Origin of the sequence: Vibrio zhanjiangensis, assembly GCF_030161235.1 — a bacterium.
Taxonomy (GTDB): domain Bacteria; phylum Pseudomonadota; class Gammaproteobacteria; order Enterobacterales; family Vibrionaceae; genus Vibrio; species Vibrio zhanjiangensis.
Genome location: NZ_BSPW01000105.1, coordinates 1 through 18,133, shown reverse-complemented (window position 1 = coordinate 18,133; position 18,133 = coordinate 1). Strand labels below are relative to the sequence as shown.

The 18,133-nt window shown below is 39.0% G+C and carries 17 protein-coding genes; 9 read left to right on the top strand and 8 right to left on the bottom strand.

All coding sequences use genetic code 11. The features are described from left to right. Positions 1-28 precede the first annotated feature (28 nt). The 8 genes from waaA to rfaD are packed head-to-tail and all read right to left on the bottom strand — an operon-like array spanning position 29 to position 8,035. Positions 29-1,303, bottom strand: coding sequence for a lipid IV(A) 3-deoxy-D-manno-octulosonic acid transferase (gene waaA / locus QQK21_RS21270; protein WP_284194179.1), 1,275 nt, complete (start codon positions 1,301-1,303; stop codon positions 29-31). Next, complete coding sequence (locus QQK21_RS21265; RefSeq protein WP_284194178.1) at positions 1,300-2,079, bottom strand: glycosyltransferase family 32 protein; 780 nt, start codon at positions 2,077-2,079, stop codon at positions 1,300-1,302. The genes waaA and QQK21_RS21265 overlap by 4 nt, the downstream gene beginning before the upstream one ends. A 2-nt stretch (positions 2,080-2,081) precedes the next feature. Further along, on the bottom strand, positions 2,082-3,101 hold the full coding sequence (locus QQK21_RS21260; protein ID WP_284194177.1) for a glycosyltransferase family 9 protein: 1,020 nt from the start codon (positions 3,099-3,101) through the stop codon (positions 2,082-2,084). 6 nt (positions 3,102-3,107) lie between these two features. After that, positions 3,108-4,136: a lipopolysaccharide heptosyltransferase II gene (waaF, locus tag QQK21_RS21255; RefSeq protein ID WP_284194176.1), complete on the bottom strand. Its 1,029-nt coding sequence runs from the start codon at positions 4,134-4,136 to the stop codon at positions 3,108-3,110. A gap of 21 nt (positions 4,137-4,157) precedes the next feature. Next, the gene (locus QQK21_RS21250; protein WP_284194175.1) at positions 4,158-4,712 is read right to left on the bottom strand and encodes an acyltransferase; all 555 of its coding nucleotides are present in this window, start codon (positions 4,710-4,712) and stop codon (positions 4,158-4,160) included. After that, complete coding sequence (locus QQK21_RS21245; RefSeq protein ID WP_284194174.1) at positions 4,687-6,000, bottom strand: O-antigen ligase family protein; 1,314 nt, start codon at positions 5,998-6,000, stop codon at positions 4,687-4,689. The genes QQK21_RS21250 and QQK21_RS21245 overlap by 26 nt, the downstream gene beginning before the upstream one ends. Further along, the gene (locus tag QQK21_RS21240; protein ID WP_284194173.1) at positions 5,930-7,057 is read right to left on the bottom strand and encodes a glycosyltransferase; all 1,128 of its coding nucleotides are present in this window, start codon (positions 7,055-7,057) and stop codon (positions 5,930-5,932) included. Before QQK21_RS21240 ends, QQK21_RS21245 begins: the two co-directional genes overlap by 71 nt. Positions 7,058-7,093: 36 nt before the next feature. Then, positions 7,094-8,035, bottom strand: coding sequence for an ADP-glyceromanno-heptose 6-epimerase (gene rfaD / locus QQK21_RS21235; RefSeq protein ID WP_284194172.1), 942 nt, complete (start codon positions 8,033-8,035; stop codon positions 7,094-7,096). A 247-nt stretch (positions 8,036-8,282) separates the two neighbouring features. On the opposite strand from rfaD, the gene rfbB reads away from it, so the two are divergent. The 9 genes from rfbB to QQK21_RS21190 are packed head-to-tail and all read left to right on the top strand — an operon-like array spanning position 8,283 to position 18,106. Beyond that, positions 8,283-9,347 (top strand): dTDP-glucose 4,6-dehydratase, encoded by a 1,065-nt coding sequence (rfbB, locus tag QQK21_RS21230; RefSeq protein ID WP_284194171.1) that lies wholly within the window; start codon positions 8,283-8,285, stop codon positions 9,345-9,347. Between the two features lie 2 nt (positions 9,348-9,349). Further along, positions 9,350-10,246 (top strand): glucose-1-phosphate thymidylyltransferase RfbA, encoded by an 897-nt coding sequence (rfbA, locus tag QQK21_RS21225; RefSeq protein ID WP_284194170.1) that lies wholly within the window; start codon positions 9,350-9,352, stop codon positions 10,244-10,246. Continuing rightward, positions 10,243-11,121, top strand: a complete 879-nt coding sequence (rfbD, locus tag QQK21_RS21220; RefSeq protein ID WP_284194169.1) for a dTDP-4-dehydrorhamnose reductase — start codon at positions 10,243-10,245, stop codon at positions 11,119-11,121. The genes rfbA and rfbD overlap by 4 nt, the downstream gene beginning before the upstream one ends. Further along, the gene (rfbC, locus tag QQK21_RS21215) at positions 11,121-11,681 is read left to right on the top strand and encodes a dTDP-4-dehydrorhamnose 3,5-epimerase (RefSeq protein WP_284194168.1); all 561 of its coding nucleotides are present in this window, start codon (positions 11,121-11,123) and stop codon (positions 11,679-11,681) included. Before rfbD ends, rfbC begins: the two co-directional genes overlap by 1 nt. Then, positions 11,671-12,486, top strand: a complete 816-nt coding sequence (locus tag QQK21_RS21210; RefSeq protein ID WP_284194167.1) for an ABC transporter permease — start codon at positions 11,671-11,673, stop codon at positions 12,484-12,486. Before rfbC ends, QQK21_RS21210 begins: the two co-directional genes overlap by 11 nt. Then, the gene (locus QQK21_RS21205) at positions 12,476-13,759 is read left to right on the top strand and encodes an ABC transporter ATP-binding protein (protein ID WP_284194166.1); all 1,284 of its coding nucleotides are present in this window, start codon (positions 12,476-12,478) and stop codon (positions 13,757-13,759) included. Before QQK21_RS21210 ends, QQK21_RS21205 begins: the two co-directional genes overlap by 11 nt. Then, positions 13,759-15,537, top strand: a complete 1,779-nt coding sequence (locus tag QQK21_RS21200; RefSeq protein ID WP_284194165.1) for a class I SAM-dependent methyltransferase — start codon at positions 13,759-13,761, stop codon at positions 15,535-15,537. The genes QQK21_RS21205 and QQK21_RS21200 overlap by 1 nt, the downstream gene beginning before the upstream one ends. Next, the gene (locus QQK21_RS21195; RefSeq protein ID WP_284194164.1) at positions 15,534-17,660 is read left to right on the top strand and encodes a glycosyltransferase; all 2,127 of its coding nucleotides are present in this window, start codon (positions 15,534-15,536) and stop codon (positions 17,658-17,660) included. Before QQK21_RS21200 ends, QQK21_RS21195 begins: the two co-directional genes overlap by 4 nt. Next, a complete protein-coding gene (locus tag QQK21_RS21190) occupies positions 17,657-18,106 on the top strand; it encodes a DegT/DnrJ/EryC1/StrS family aminotransferase (RefSeq protein ID WP_284194163.1) in 450 nt (149 codons plus the stop codon). Before QQK21_RS21195 ends, QQK21_RS21190 begins: the two co-directional genes overlap by 4 nt. The last annotated feature ends 27 nt before the right edge of the window (positions 18,107-18,133 follow it).

The following is an 18,133-nucleotide window of genomic DNA, read 5'->3' as shown; positions in this document are numbered from 1 at the left end:
TGGTATATCTTGGAAAGCTTCTTAAAACTCATAGTTTATTCTCAAGTATGTAAGATAGGGTCTTTTTCAAAGCACCACGGTTTTGTTCAACAACTTTGTATGCGGACATACCTTGTTCTTCTTGTTGTGACGGTGATTTGATAAGATCAATAATAGAGTTTGCTAGCTCTATGTCCGAGCGTATGACTTGGCACCCACTGGTAGAGATGAGCTGGTTAGTTATGTCTGTGAAGTTAAAATAGCTTGGACCAGTCAGGGTTGGCTTCCCTAAAGCCGCAGGCTCTAGTAAGTTATGCCCGCCTACCTTATCTCCTATTAAGCTCCCACCCATAAAGCAAATGTCACTGGCTTCCAGTAAGATAAGCATTTCGCCCATAGTATCACCAAGATAGACGGTCGTATCCTGCTCTATGGCCTCACCACTTGTACGAGATACTGTCAGAAACTCTCTGTGACACAAGGTTTCAACGGCTTTAAATCTTTCAGGGTGTCTAGGCACCAAAATTAAAATTGCATTTGCCACAGAATCTAACACCATCTTGTGGGCGGACAAAATAATGCTATCTTCGCCTTCATGTGTGCTTGCCGCAATCCAAACAGGGCGGTCTAAACCTAGTTTTTGTCTTAACTCCAAACCTTTGATTTTGATTTGTTCTTCAATGTGAATATCAAACTTAATCGACCCTGAAACAGCCAAGTTTTGTTGACGAAAACCCAGCTGAAGAAAGCGCTTCTTATCGTCTTCGTGTTGGCAAATGATTAAATCAATATGATTAACCATGTATTTTACCAAGGGTTTGACTTTAAGGTATCCATTAAATGATTTTTCAGACAAGCGAGCATTGACAATACTAATGGACACGCCTGCTTTTTTTGCGCTTGCCAATGTATTGGGCCAAAGCTCGGTTTCAATAATAAGAAGCTGTTTGGGTTTTATTTTATTTATGAAGAGTCGGACACAAAAAGAAAAATCTAGAGGCATATATCTGTGCTCTGCAATATCAGATATGGCTTCAGCCTGTTTGGCCCCAGTTGATGTTGTGGTCGTTATGATGATTTTGTGATCGGGCTTTGCAGTACTTAGAGCTTTAATGAGTGGAATTGCTGCCAGAACTTCACCCACAGATACAGCATGAATCCATATTACAGGCAGATCATTTGGGTTGTTTATGTTTGGAGTCATGCCAAAGTGTTCTTTCCATCTTTTTCCTACACTTGGTTTACCTTGTTTATTTTTGTATAAACTAGGCAGAAAAAACGGTGTAATCAAAAATAGAACAAGGGTATAAAAAAAGCGAATCACTTAAGCAAATCTTCTGGTTTTTTGTGGGTCCATTTCCCTCTCGGTTTATCGATGTACTGGAAATATTCATTGGTAAATGTGCCTTGAATCGCTACGTACTTTCGACTTTTAGACTCAACCTCCTTATCATTGATTGCATTAGTTAATACCATAGGGCCAGTCAGGTGGTAAACGCCTTGTGATACTTTCTCTTGTTCTATGTTATCCACTATCTTGTTGATTGTATCAAGATAAATAGGATTGTTTGGTGCTGTAGCTAAGAAAAAGTTGGTATAGTGGCCATTTTTGTCAAGAGTAACATACAATGCCTCAGAATCTTTTTGGATAAGGTGTTTTAAAGGCCAAACTAATGTGGCATCTATGTCCATATAAATGCCACCACAAGCATTGAGAGTGACAAGGCGCCATAAATCAGCTTGAGCCGCACCATCATTGAGTCTCATATACGCATCATAAACACGTGTTGGAGCATTTTGTTTTACAAACTCTTCTCTTTCCTCAGTAGTGACATATCGGTATTCAAAGTCCAAGGACATTAATCTATTAAATAGATAATTTAAATAAACAGGAAGTGTGCATAGAGGCGAGTAATTTGTTTGCCAGATGATTTTAGTCACCTTGGAAGGCGATTTAGAGATAACTTTTGCTTTGGATACTGAAGGTATTTCAAAGCGCTTATCAGGAAACAGCCAGTGAAAAGGGTAGGATAACAGCTTAAAGAAATTACCCAACAAGCGTATCAGTCTTCCTGAAATCAATGTCAACGATTTACTCATAATTAATTTTGCTTTAAACGTTTTTTAATAATGTGGCAAATTTGTTCGTTAGAAGGTGCCGAGCCACAAGGTGTCATCACAATATCGTGTCTTTCATAGAGCGGAGTGTATCTAAATGGAACGGTTGCGAAAAATGCGCTCACAGTCGGTGTGTGTGTGGCGATAGCAACATTGCGCACTCCTGTATCGGGAGCAACCATGAGTGTTGCTTTTGCTGTGAGTTCTACGAGCTCATCTAATGGCAAACATGATTGAATTTTGAAGTTCTTATATTTGAGCAAATCTTGACAAAAATCGCCTTTCTCAAATTCATTCTTACCTTCCAAATAAACATGGGTATGATCAGGATTTTCATTTATCGCTTGTTCTAACAGCGAATGCATTTGCTCGCGTGAGAGAATTTTCCTTGGTTGAGACGCACCATTGAAATACAAAACGTATGGGTTGTTTGTTTGTCTGAGTTCTCTGTTGTCTGGAAAAGCAAAGTCAAGTGGGTGACTGGGATTGTGTCCAAGTAGCTTGAGCATATCCAACATGCATTCTACTTCTGGTTGAAAGTCAGAACGAAAAACAGCAGCATTGTAGAGAGTACCTCTGTAAAACCACTTGTATGGAAAGCCCATTTTTATTTTGGCTTTGCTTAATGCCATCATCCAATGTGATCTATTGGTACTGGCTAAATCAAATATGATATCTTGCTCACCAAGCTGTCGAATACTTGCAATCTTTTCTCTAGCAGTGGTTTTTTTACCTGGTATTTTTCCTGGCATTACATGGACATGATCAACGAGGTCATCTGGGATGCCATACATGTAATTTGAAACAGGTACCAAGGTTATTTTGGCGTTGGGGAAAAACTTCCGGGCTTCTACGACAAAAGGCCTAGTGATGACTTGGTCACCAAGAGCGGCATGGCGAATAATAGATATTTTTTTAATATTTTTAGGCTCGAAATCATTCTCTAAGTAATGACGAGCTTTTTTTGAGGCATATGCACCGCGCTCAAACCAAAGGTGTTTCATTATTTATTACTCGATAAAACTTTCTAAAGCGGAAATAACTTGCTCAGGCATCAGTTTATTGAGGCAATCTAAATGTCCTAGCGGACACTCGCGCTTAAAGCATGGCCGACAGTTGACGTCAGTATGCACCATCTTGAGCCTATCAGTTAGAGGTGGAGTGTATTTTGGTGAGCTTGAACCATAAATTGCAATAATATTGCAGCCAACAGCCGAAGATACGTGCATAAGCCCTGAGTCATTGGAAATGACAGTGTGGCAGACAGACAATAGATCCACTGCCTCTATTAGTGAGGTTTTACCAGCCAAGTCAAAGCAGCTATCTTGTTCTTTGATACTGAGGTTTGATTTGATTGCTTGCGTCACTTGCTGATCCTTTTCTGAACCAAACAACCAAACGTATTGGTCTTTACTAATAATGTATTGTGCTAATTTTGCGTAGTATTTATCGGGCCAGCGTTTGGCTGGACCAAATTCTGCACCAGGACAAATGCCTATTATAGGTTTATCATTTCTTAGCATTAATCTTGATACGGCTTCAGCTTGAGACTCAAGATCGACCGTTAATTTTGGCCTTGGACATGTTGCCAAAGAGACATCATTAAGCATATCAGCTTTGCTTGAAGAAAGGGCAACGTATCTCTCAACCATGTATTGGAAAACATTTTTGTTTGGCCGTAGGTCGGTCAAGAGGCCATACCGGAATTCACCTTTCCAACCGACTCTATTGGGAATAGCGGCAAACCAAGGAATTAGAGCTGATTTGGCGGAATTTGGTAGTACGTAAGCGTGGGTGTAGTTTCTGTTTCTTAATTGTTTCGCTACGGTTCTGCGACCCCATATATTTAACTCCCCATGTCCAATAGGCATTTCAATCGCTGTATTAACTTCAGGCATGCGCTCTAGGATTGGCTTACACCAAGCTGGCGCGAGTACATCAATTTCGCAATCTGGATATTTAGCTTTTAGATTAGTATAAAGACTTTGCGACATGACCATGTCGCCTACCCAAGATGGACCGATAATTAGGACTTTCATGTTAATATTTTGATGAGGGGCTTAATAGGTTAACTCATTACGCCATGATACTTCATTATGTACCACTTTGGCAGGATTACCGACAGCGACAACGTGGGTACCTACCGATTTGGTCAATGTTGAGTTTATACCGATAACGGAGTGTTCCCCAACATTGACTCCTTTGAGTATGGTCACGTTATCTGCCAACCAGACTTTGTCGCTGATATAAATCCCTTTGGCGATATTAATTCGTTGATTATCTCGAATGATATCATGGCCATCGCTCGTCATTATCTTCACGTTGCGAGAAAGCATGCACTCACTCCCGATAACTAGGCTAGTATCTGCTTCTCGAGAAGAAAGATAGCAGCCATGGCCAATAATAGTATTGTCACCGATAGATAATGTGCAGTTATTACCATCGAGTTCGATTTCACTATTTCTCAATCTCACATTGGCCCCAATGTGTAATGTGTTGTTTTTTCCTTTGACAATTATCTTACACCCACGCAGTTTGGAGGACGGATCTATCGAGATGGTATGAATGCCTTTGACTTTAAATTTATTTCTAACCCTTAGAGCAAAGCTGACCATTGTTGACCTCGTTGTATTCTTTGACTTCTTGTTGCGTTACTGCAAAAAGTAAAGCTAGCATAAAACCATAAAAAGTACTGATAAGGTTTTGCTGCAAAGCGACTTCAGTGAGGCAGCATATCGAAATGGAGAGAACAAAAAATGTACCCACATAAGCAGCATTAGATTTCCTGCGGTAGTGGAAAAAATATAGCAGAGGGACGATTAACATAAAGCATAGAGCAACGATCCCCAAGATTCCTCCTGAAGCAATCTGCTCAAAATATTGGCTGTGAGCATGACCTCTTTTAACATTTGCAGTCCAATCGTTGATAATGCCCTTTTCATATAATTCTTTATTTAAATCCTCACGCTCAGCGTAGGTAAGTCCGATAATAGGGCTTAACTTTAGTGCTTCTATAGAGGCTCTCCAGAGCATTAGCCTTCCACCTGCTGATTCAGAAGATGATATATTGCCACCCAGAACACTGTTAGTTTCTTGAACGGTAAAACTCACCCTGTCTTGAAAAGCGGGGCTATTGTTATAGATAACCAATAACGTAGATAAACACGCAGCGGTTACGACAAGAATCTTTCTTAATCCAATTTTCTTATATTCAAAAATAGAATACATACAAACTGCCACTGGAATGGCAACAATAGCACCCCTTGTTAAAGTCATGAGAGTAGCAGAAGAGGCGAAAATTAGACTTACTATCAATAGACTGCGATGTTTTTTAACCTTCATCAGGGCTATAGATAGAACGGCTAATGAACAAGCTAGGTAACCAAAGTTTATGCTAAAAAGAAAGCCATCAACTCTTGGTCTTCCTTCAATAAAAAACTGGTAGCAAGCGATTAAAAATGCCCCTAGCGAACCCAATATCGTGCCCCAAATCATAGGTGAGAGATACAGTTTTTGGGTTGATATATAATATTTGAAGTACAGATAGATAGGAATACACAGCACTATACGGGATGCGCCTTTAAAATACCGAAAATTCCAGTTTTCAGATATGAATAATGGAAGGTTAGAGATTAGATATGCACATAGGCATGCTATGACAAGAATGTCTATTTTGTCAAAAAATATGCGCTTTTTGATTTTTACGATATTTATTAGTGACCATAATAACGCTATCGCAATCACACCGACAGAAAAATTCTTAGTGATAAGCAAAAGACTTAATACTAAGAATATTAGCAAGGCGGAGAGTTCTTCGCTCTTGCTTCTAGTTTTAAAGAATGTCATGTTTACTTGTATAATATGCTGTGAGGTTGGAAATATGAGCTTCCATCGAGAATTCATTGATGGCTCTTTGATGTGCAAGGTTAGAGTTTATGTCTCGCAGCGTTGTAGATGTTAAATATTGTTCAAGTTGTTGTGAAATGCTATCTGGATCTGTCGGTGTGCAAAGCAAAGCGGTGTCTCCTAGCACTTCTGGTAGTGAGCCTGTGTTTGCTCCAACAATCGCCTTTTGAGCTGCCATGGCTTCTATCGCAGTTAAGCCGAATGCTTCATTGTGATTGGGCAAACATACGATATCCATAACCGCTAGCATGCGCGACGTATCTCTTCGAAACCCAGCCAAATGAACCCTATCTTTGAGCTGGAGCTGCTGAATACGAGCTTTAATAGAGGCGACAAAGTTGTTTTCGGAGCCTTCAGAGACATCTAGTCCTCCTACCAGTAGAAGGTGAAGATTCGGATATCTATCTTGCAAAAACGAAAAAGCTTCAAGTAATTCCCCTTGCCCTTTGCCTATACAAATTCGGCCAACATTTCCGATCACAAGGCTGTCGTTTGGTATATTAAGTTCTTGTTTTATCTTTGCAACTTCACCTGCTGGAATAGTTGGCGATAAAGAAACATCGGTACCCAACCAAAGTTGTGAGATTTTTCCAGCATCAAGAGGTAGGGCTTTTAAGTTTCGCTTGTAGGTTTCATTGCTGATAGAGAAAGCTCTATCAAGGTGAGAATACACCCATTTGTGAAATAGATCTGTCTTTGGCTTTGTTACGCCCATATGTTCGGTAAAAAATGAACGTCGCCTTGTAAGTCGACTCAATAGAGCCGAAACAAGAATATCACCAGATTTGTGGCTGTGTACTGTATTAACTTGGCGATTTTTTAGCCAATCATTTAACTGGAATAGTTGCCTAAAGATAACAGATGTCTTATTTCCCACTTCAAAGGTATCGATACCATGTTCTGCCATCCCTTTAGCAACCTGCGTTCCCCTGATACACAAGCCATATACTTTGTATCCGCGTTTTAGAAACTCAGAGCCAACTCTAATTGGGTACATTTCAAGCCCTCCCCAACCATGGGAGAGGCAAATGTGAAGAATAATTGGTTTAGACACAAAGACCCTTTCGCTTAGCTAGTTGACTACTTGGTGTTATCTGTTAACTATTTGCATATATTCTGCAACGCCTTCTGCAACACTTTTGAACTGGTGTTCGCAGCCAGCTTGTCTAAGCTTGGTTAGGTCGGCCTGAGTATACTCTTGGTAGGCGCCTTTAAGATGTTCAGGAAACGGGATCGTTTCAATATGACCTTTGCCATGAAATTTGATTACCGCTTTAGCGACTTCTTCAAAAGATTCAGCTTTGCCCGTCCCTAGATTAAAAATACCAGATACTTTGTTGTCCATAAACCATAGGTTGACGTCAGCCACATCACTAACACAAACAAAATCTCGCTTGAATGATTCACTGCCTTCGAATAGTTTTGGATTTTCTCCTGCATTCATCTGGTTGTTGAGATGAAAAGCAACAGAAGCCATAGAGCCCTTGTGTTGTTCACGAGGGCCATACACATTGAAGTAACGAAAACCCGTTATCTGAGATAGTTTCTCTCCATGTTTTTCTGCATCTAGCCAAATACGGCGAACATAGTTATCAAACTGCTGCTTTGAGTAACCGTATACGTTAAGCGCACCTTCATACTCTTTTTCTTCAATAAATTTATTCGTTTCACCATAGGTAGCCGCAGAAGAAGCGTATAGGAAGGGGATGTCTCGTTCAAAGCAGTAGTGGAGTAGCTCTTTGGAATATTCATAATTATTGAGCATCATGTATTTACCATCCCACTCTGTGGTGGCAGAGCAAGCACCTTCGTGGAACACGGCTTCGATAGGCCCCAAATCATCACCTGCCATAATTTGACTGAGAAAGTCATCACGATCCATGTAGTCGGTGATGTCTAAATCGACTAAATTTTGAAACTTTTTACCATTTTTCAGGTTGTCAACGACCAGAATATCGTTAACGCCTCTATCATTAAGTGCTTTGATGATGTTGCTGCCAATCATACCAGCGCCACCAGTTACTATGATCATATGTGAAGCTCATGGAAACATTAAAGAGTTAGTAGTATAACATGCTTCCCTCTAGTACCAAACGCTCATTAAGTTCATTTGTTTTAATGATGTCTCAATGTCACAGAGGAGTGGTGATAGACCGTCGATATTGGTCAAAAATTACTGTATGATGACGCGAAATTTTGTTCAGTTAACACTACGAATGCCTATTTAGTACAGAATTAAAGGCTGATTTTACGCTGACATAGATATTAGGAATTGTTCAATGAAGATATTAGTCACTGGCGGAGCAGGGTTTATCGGTTCTGCAGTAGTGCGTCACATTATTCAAAACACGCAAGATGAAGTCATTAATCTCGATAAGCTGACTTATGCAGGAAATTTAGATTCCTTAAGAGAAATAGAGCAAAACAAACGTTATTCATTTGAGCATGTTGATATTTGCAATGCTGGTGATGTGTCACGCATCTTTGAACAACATCAGCCCGATGCAGTCATGCATCTAGCAGCAGAGTCTCATGTTGACCGTTCAATTGATGGGCCTGCCGCTTTTATCGAAACGAATATTATCGGAACATACACTCTTCTTGAAGTCGCTCGTAAGTATTGGTCTAAGTTGGATCCCGAACGGAAGTCAGCGTTTCGTTTTCACCATATATCTACTGACGAGGTATATGGCGATTTAGAGGGAACAGAGGCGCTTTTTACTGAAGAAACCTCCTATGAGCCCTCTAGTCCGTATTCTGCATCAAAAGCTTCGAGCGATCACTTGGTCAGGGCATGGATGAGAACCTATGGGTTACCTACAATTGTAACGAATTGCTCCAATAATTATGGCCCTTACCACTTTCCAGAGAAGCTTATTCCGTTGATGATTCTCAATGCATTAGATGGAAAATCTCTACCCGTATACGGTGATGGCATGCAGATTCGGGACTGGCTTTTTGTTGAAGACCATGCTCGAGCGCTATACAAGGTGGTTACTGAGGGAGAAACCGGAGAAACATACAATATTGGCGGCCATAACGAGAAGACCAACATCGATGTTGTCAAAACAATTTGTTCTTTGTTGGAAGATCTTGTTCCTAATAAACCGGAAGGTGTCAGTTCGTATGAAGAGCTAATTACTTATGTTTCGGATCGACCCGGTCATGATGTGCGCTATGCAATCGATGCGTCAAAAATTGAGCGTGAGTTAGGCTGGAAGCCAGAAGAGACATTTGAGTCAGGCATTAGAAAAACGGTTGAGTGGTACCTATCTAATACCAGTTGGTGGAGCCGAGTGTTAGACGGTTCATATAGTTTAGAGCGGCTAGGAGTCGGAGAATAAAGATGAAAGGTATTGTTCTTGCTGGCGGCTCTGGCACGCGTTTGTATCCCTTGACCCGTGGCGTTTCAAAACAACTTTTACCTATCTACGATAAGCCGATGGTGTTTTATCCCATATCAACCTTAATGTTAGCAGGGATCAAAGACATCTTGATTATTACGACACCTGAGGATAATGATAGCTTTAAACGTTTATTGGGTGATGGTAGTGATTATGGCATTAATTTGCGGTATGCAATCCAGCCCAACCCCGATGGTTTAGCTCAAGCTTTTATTATTGGTGAAGAATTCATCGGTGATGAACCAGTATGCCTAGTACTCGGTGATAATATCTTCTATGGACAATCATTTAGTAAGCAGCTCAATAACGCTCGATTACTAACTGAAAATGGTTTGGCAACAGTATTTGGCTACCAAGTAAAAGACCCTGAGCGATTTGGGGTTGTTGAGTTTGACGCTGAGATGAAAGCTATATCGATAGAAGAAAAGCCAGCTGAACCTAAATCTGATTATGCAGTCACTGGATTATACTTTTACGACAATCGAGTGGTGGAGTTCGCCAAACAGGTAAAACCATCGGCACGCGGTGAGCTCGAAATTACAACGTTAAACGAAATGTATTTAAAGGATGGTTCTTTAAATGTTGAGCTTCTTGGTCGTGGATTTGCGTGGCTAGACACAGGGACACACGAGAGTCTCCATGAAGCTTCTTCGTTTGTTCAAACTATTGAACATGTTCAAGGGCTGAAAGTTGCGTGTCTAGAGGAAATTGCTTGGAAAAAAGGGTGGCTTTCAGATCAATCGCTCACGGAAATAGCAAAGCCTATGCTAAAAAACGAATATGGAAAGTATTTAAGTAGGTTAGTTGCTGGCAAGCAAAAGAGAGCAGTAAAACTATGAAAGTCTTAATTACAGGTCGCCGAGGACAGGTCGGTCATTGTCTGGTTGAACGACTAACAGAAAGAGCTGATCTTGAGGTTATTGCTTGTGACCGCAACGAATTAGATATTACTAATAATGAGCAGGTGATGAGTACAATTGTTCAGTTAAACCCAGATGTTATCATTAACGCTGCTGCTCACACCGCAGTGGATAAGGCTGAAACGGACATAGAAAATTGCTATGCCACTAACCACTCGGGTCCACTATCTCTTGCCAAAGCAGCAGAAATGGTAGATGCGTTGCTTTTGCACATATCCACTGACTACGTCTTTGATGGCAGCAAGCGCGAAGCTTATACAGAAATTGATTCTACTGAGCCGAAAGGAATTTATGGCAAGAGTAAACTAGCTGGAGAGCGAGCCATAGAAGAAAATTGTTCTCGTTACGCAATTTTACGAACGGCTTGGGTGTTTGGCGAACATGGGAATAATTTTGTCAAAACGATGCTTAGGTTGGGAGCTGAAAGAGATGAATTAGGTGTTATTGGTGACCAGTGTGGTGGGCCAAGCTATGCCGGTGATATTGCTGATGCACTTATCACGATGATGGATAAGTTTAGCCAAGCGGATACTAATTTATCTGGCGTATATCATTTTTCTGGAGCGCCTTATGTTAGTTGGTATGAGTTTGCATGCGAGATATTTTCACACGCCCAAGCTTATGGAGTACTTAAAAGCTTGCCCTTGGTTAAAAAGATTACAGCAGACCAATATCCGTTACCTGCATCGAGACCAACTAACTCTCGATTGAGTTGCAGCAAGATAGAGTCTGTCTTTGGAATAAAGCCGAGTGACTGGAAGCGTGCCTTAACTAATATTGTGGAATATAAATAATGAAAGTAATCGACACAAAAATTCCAGATGTGAAAATTATCGAACCACAAGTTTTTGGTGATGAACGGGGCTTCTTTATGGAAACATGGCAGCAAAAGAAGTTCGAAAAATTGGTAACGGGTAAGCCAACTTACTTTGTTCAGGACAACCACTCAAAATCTAAGCAAGGGACTTTACGAGGGCTTCATTATCAAACCGAAAATACCCAAGGAAAATTGGTGAGAGTAATCTCAGGAGAGGTTTTTGATGTAGCAGTGGACATTCGTAAAAACTCTCCGACGTTCGGAAAATGGGTAGGTGAGTACCTCTCTGGGGAAAACAAGCGCCAACTCTGGATACCAGAAGGCTTTGCGCATGGGTTTTATGTGACTAGTGAGGAAGCTGAATTCGTGTATAAGTGTACGGACTACTTCAACCCCAAAGCTGAACATTCAATCAAATGGAACGATACTAGTCTCAATATATCTTGGCCTATAAAGAATACACCCCCTATTCTATCTAAAAAAGATATGGGTGGGCATACCTTAACAAATATAGAGGAAGACTACTGTGCTCGTTAGTAATGTCCGTCTTCTTGCTCATAGTTTATTAAAAAATAAAAATCTAATATATCAGTTGTGTAAGAGAGATATTCTCTCTCGGTATAGAGGAACTGCAATAGGATTAGCATGGTCAGTGTTTATCCCTATTCTGATGTTGGCACTGTACACATTTGTGTTTTCTTTTGTATTTAAAGCCCGTTGGGGTGATGCCACAGATCTACCAAAGGAAATATATGCACTAGTCCTATATACAGGTATGATAGTACATGCACTTTTTACGGAATGTCTGTCTCGTTCCGCTACATTAATGCATTCAAATATAAGTTATGTCAAGAAGGTGGTGTTTCCTTTGGATACGTTAAGCTGGGTTGTATTTCTTAGTTCGTTATTTCAGGCATTCATAGGTATCTTCTTATTGCTGTTGGCAAATTTATTTATTACTGGAAATTTATTCCTTACTATATTATTTATTCCTATAGTTCTTATCCCACTCTTTTTAATAATTATGGGAATTAGCTGGTTCATATCTTCGGTAGGTGTATATTTTAGGGACGTCTCTCACTTGACGGGAGTATGCTCAACAGTTCTTATGTTTGCCTCACCTATTTTTTATCCAGTTACTATGCTACCAGAAAATATTAGACCATTTATATACTTGAACCCTTTAACCTATTTTATTGAAGAAACCAGAAATATAATATTATGGGGTGAATTTCCAGCTCCTGAAAACCTTATCGTATCGTATATTATAGCAGTTCCAATTGCTGTATTTGGGTTCTCTTTCTTTCAAAGAACGCGTAGGGGGTTTGCTGATGTGCTCTAAGCCAGTTCTAGAAGTTATTGAAGTTAGTAAAGAATATGACTTGTTTGTAAATCAGAAACAAAAATTTTTGAAGTTAGTATCTGAGTATAGACGCTCTTTGATGACAAGAAAGATAGAAAAACATGTCGCTCTTGAAAAGATAACAATACAAGCAAATCCGGGTGAGGTTATTGGTGTATTGGGAAGAAATGGTGCGGGGAAATCGACTCTTTTACAGATCATCTGTGGTACAGTTTCCCCCACTCATGGCACTGTTCGTGTTCGTGGCCGCCTCTGTGCATTACTAGAACTGGGAGCCGGCTTTAATCCAGATTTTACAGGTAGAGAGAACGTATATATCAACGGTGCTATCTTGGGGTTGAGTAGGAAAGAAATAGAGAGTAAGTTTCAATCAATTTTGGACTTTGCAGATATTGGAGAGTCTATAGAACAACCAGTAAAGAACTATTCAAGTGGTATGTTCATGAGGTTAGCATTTGCCGTAGCCACTAGTGTTGAACCAAATATTCTGATTGTAGATGAAGCTTTAGCTGTGGGTGATGCTAAGTTTCAAGCAAAGTGCTTTAGAAAAATTGCAGAGTTGAAAGAAAGAGGGACTACTATTCTTTTGGTAAGTCACTCTACAGAACAAATAACTAGGCATTGTAGTAAAGCTTTGATTTTGGATAAGGGTAAGATGCTAGTGTTTGGTGAAGCCAAGGAAGTAGCCAATCAATATTTGGAACTTTTATTTGGGAAGAAGATCTTACACTCGCAAAGCACCTTGAAATTGAGTGCGGAAGACAATAATCTAATACCACTAGAACTATCTCGATATTATAATGAGCACGAGCATCGTTGGGGAAATGGTGATGCTGAAATATTTAATTTTAACATTATAAATGGCGAAAATATTAATCCTCCCACTTTACAGAGTAACCAGGATCTAACACTATCTTTTACAGCAAAGTTTTATAATAATATAGAAAACTTGATTGTTGGTATTACATTAAAAACTCAGGATGGAATAACTGTATTTGGTAGAAATACTAGTTCCGAACCAATAAATGAAAGGTTAAAAGTTATTGGCCCTGGAGAGGAGCTTAGGTTTAGTTTTAAGTTAGACTCAAACTTTTGTAGTGGGAATTATCTTATTTCTATTGGCCTAGTTAGGGATGAAGAAGGAGAAATTATTCCTTTAGAGAGAAGGTATGACTCTGTAATTTTTTATATTGAAGGTGACACGCCCTCATATGGCATCATTGATTTATTCGACAAGGTAGAGGTTTTTTAGTGTCTATATATACTTATTCAATACAAGATAATTTTTCACATAGGCCAGGTAATGACTCTATCGCATACAGTGATGGTTTAGATATTGAATCGCGGTTATATGAAATAATATCTAAAACCCAAGATAGAAGCGTTCTTTCTGAAGAGCTTGCTAATAATATAGTTGATTGGCCTACTGAATATCATTTTTCTCGTTTACGTCACTGCTTATTGAAGCATCTGCCTTTTCATCAAGCAAATAATATTTTAGAACTAGGCTGTGGGTGTGGTGCTATTACAAGGTTTTTGGGTGAAACTGGGGCGTGTATTGACTCGGTAGAAGGCACCTATCAAAGAGCTAGAGTCGCGGGAGCAAGATGTTCAGATCTATCAAATGTCAATATATTCGTCGATGACTTGCTCAAGTTTGAATCAAATAAGAAATATGACTGGGTTCTACTTATCGGTGTTTTAGAGTATGCACCTATTTTTTCAACAAGAGCAGATGCTGTTAGCGAATATTTGGAAGTTGCTAAAAGATATCTTAAACCAAATGGTAAACTTGTAGTTGCTATAGAAAACAAGTTGGGATTAAAGTATTTCAATTCATGTAGTGAAGATCATGTAAATCAGCCGTTTTTTGGAATAGAGAACAAATACTCTACAAAAACACCAGTGACTTTTGGGCGGAAGGAGCTCAGTAGTATTCTAGAAAACAATGGGTTTTCTGACCTAAAGTTTTTTTATCCATTTCCTGATTACAAACTGCCAACCGTTGTTGTAGATGATACAGCGTTTTCGGACTGTCATCTTAAAGTGGCTGATCTTTTAGTAGGTGCTAAAGCTCGTGATTATAGTGGTAGGGAATTTCGCTCTTTTAATGAATCATTTGTCTGGCCTGAGTTAGAAAAAAATGGTCTAGTAGAAGAATTGAGCAATTCCTTTTTGGTGGTTACTTCAGCCGACTCGATAAAGAATAAAGAAATAGCGTGGTATTATAACGTAAATAGATTGAGAGACTTTACAACACAGACTACGTTTTATCGTTCTGATCGTGGTTTGAGAGTTTCAAAAAGACGGCTTTTAAATACCTCTATCTCAGATAGAAAACAAAAATATTGTCATGTAGAATTAGATGAGGAATATTATCTTGGAGAGTCTTTACAGCATCTTATTGAGCAATCATGGCATAAGACCAATGACTTTTCTCATGCTATTTACTTATATGTTGATTGGTTCAAGTATTTAGTTTCCCTTTCACAGGGTGAAGAAATAGGAGATATGTTGATTGCTGGTGATTGTATTGACTTAACTCCATTTAATATCAAGGTTAAAGATGATCAATTTGAGTTTTTTGATAAAGAGTGGATTGCGGATAATTACGTGTCTTTAAAATGGGTTCTATTCCGAGGATTGTACTGGAGTTTGGTAAAGCTAAATTCTTCTAGCTTTCTAGAAATAAATGTTATCGATCTTTTTAGAGAAATTTCTTTGAGAGCTGGTTTTAATGAATATATAAGTGATGATTTTATCAATGAATGTATAGATATAGAAAGGGATTTTATCCATTATACCTTAGGTGAAAGTGTTAATATATCCCATAAAATCAAAAAGATACCAGAAGATCTTGTCGGAATAGAAAAAACACTCTCTCAGTTGGAGAGTGATAATGCTTATCTCTTACAACAAAATACTGCTCTCTTACAACAAAAGACTGTAATTAGTAAAGCACTTGAAAAGTATCAATTGTTCCTTCCCATACGTGTCATAAGATTTTTGAAAAGAATGATAAAGCAATGATTAAGAAAATAGATATTATTATTCCTGTGTATCGAGGTCTACAAGAAACGCGGGAGTGTATAGAGAGTGCATGTGCGACTAAGCCTGAATATGCAGACCTTATAGTTATCAATGATTGTAGCCCTGAACCAGAACTAACCGAATGGTTGGAAGATAATAGTGCTAGATTGGGGTTTTCTCTTCATGTTAATGATTGTAACTTGGGGTTCGTAGCGACTGTAAACTATGGTATGTCGTTGCATCCTGAAAATGATGTCTTGCTATTAAACAGCGATGTTGAGGTTGCTAACGATTGGCTTGAAAGAATATGCGATGTGGCATATACAGAAAAAAATATTGGTTCTGTCACTCCATTTTCAAATAATGCAACTATATGTAGCTTTCCTGTGTTCTGTGAGAACAACGGTTTAGCAATGGGTAAATCTCTTCAAGAAATAGACAAGGCATGCTCTGATGCTAATAAGGTCTCGGACTATGTTGAGATTCCGACTGGTGTCGGGTTTTGTATGTTTATCAAAAGATCTTGTCTAAATGCAGTAGGTTTGTTTGATGTTGAGACCTTTGGTAAAGGTTATGGTGAGGAAAATGACTGGAGCCAAAGAGCGTCCTTACTTGGTTGGAAAAATATCCATGCGACTAACGTATTTGCTTACCATAAAGGCGGTGTTAGCTTTGCTAATGAACAAGATTCGCGGCAGAAAACTGCTTTGGAACTTCTTCTAAAAAAGCATCCAAATTATACAGCAGATGTTATGCAGTTCGTTAGTGTGGATCCAGCCAAAAGATACAGAATAAATGTTGCAATACAGTTAGTTAAAAATAGCCCTAAATCTATATTGCAAGTCGAACACTCGTTAGGAGGGGGAGTTAACCGACATGTTTCAGATTTGGTGAATAAATTACAACCTGATGTGGTATCTGTCCGGCTACGTCAGAAAAACAATGTCGTTACTTTATTATTAACAGATTCATGTAGTATTAAATTTGATATAGGTTCAGATTTTAGCGATTTGCTATATTTGTTGAAGTATTTGAATTTTAGTCTTATCCACTTTCATCACATTCACGGTTTGGATGAAAAGTTCTTGAACTTATCATGTAGCTTGTGTATAAATTATATCATATCAATTCACGACTATTATCTTGTGAACGGTAATCCTGCCTTATCTGATCGTGATGGGAAATTTTTTGGTGATAAAGATGTTTCTGAAGTGCTCGAAAGGTCTTCAGTGAATCAATTAGCTGGCTTCAAATATAATGATAAAAATGGCTCTGAGCGCATCAAAGAATTCTTATCAGGAGCAGGGGCACTAGTTTTTCCGTCGAATGATACTAAAAAGCGTTTTGGTAGGTTTTATCAATTGTCTGATACCGCTATTGTTGCCCCCCATATTGAACCTTATCATTATCCGCCTCTTTCTAAAGAAGGCATTGATATATGCAAGGTTAGAATATTGGTTATTGGCGCTATATCTCTTGAAAAGGGAGCCCAAATACTCAACGACTTTGCTAACCGCTATGGAGATATTTGCGAAGTACATTTACTGGGCTCGTCTTGTCTTCCATTAGCGATGACAATAATAGACCATGGACCTTATGGAGAGTCGGAACTGGCTGCAAAGGTTTTTGATATAAATCCGACAGCAGTTTGGTACACCTCACAATGTGCGGAAACCTATTGTTATACATTAACGCCATCTATGGCTATGGAGATACCTATTATTGCTCCTAGGCTCGGAGCTTTTACAGAGCGTTTGAATTTATATGAAAAGGCCATTGTGATCGATGACTATTCAAATATAGAGACAGTATATCAAGCCGCTATCGAAGCTACTGAAAAAAATTGGGTAAACGACCTCACAAGTAGCACGACGCCTATGAAAGAGTCTGGCTTTTATGAAAATGGCTACATCGCTATGGTAAAAAGTACAGTGCCAAATGATTTAGTGCTAAATGACAAGGCATTGTACTCAATAATGGATAAAATGAATAACTATTGTGATAAAAAAGAAAAAGTCTACTCACTAGTGTTGAGGTTTTATAGGACAGGCGTTGGTGGAAAAATGTTAGGGCTAATACCTACAAGATATTTAAGGGCATGCAAAAGGAAACTGTTTGGATGAAGACAATCCCATTGAATGACACTTCTCGTCTGTCTCAAATTATTATCTCAGAGGCTATGGATGATATTTCTAATATAATTAAAAGTGGTCGCTGGCTACTTGGCGATTACACTACTCAATTTGCAAATTATTTTGCTTCATATATTGGAAGCGAATTCTGTATACCCGTAGCTAATGGCACAGATGCCCTAGTAATTGCTTTACAATGTTTGTCTAAGTCTGGTAGAAATCAGGTTATTACTGTGGCTAATGCTGGTGGTTATACTAGCACTGCATGCTATTTGAGTGGTCATACTCCAGTGTATATTGATGTGCACGAAGACAGCATGCTTATGGACATTTCTCTTATTGATGACTTGCTAAATGAAAATACATCTTGTGTTGTTGCTACGCATCTTTACGGTAGAACAGAGAAGTGGACCCCAATGGTTGGACACATAAACTAATTCCTTAAGTGGTTGATCCAGCTTATG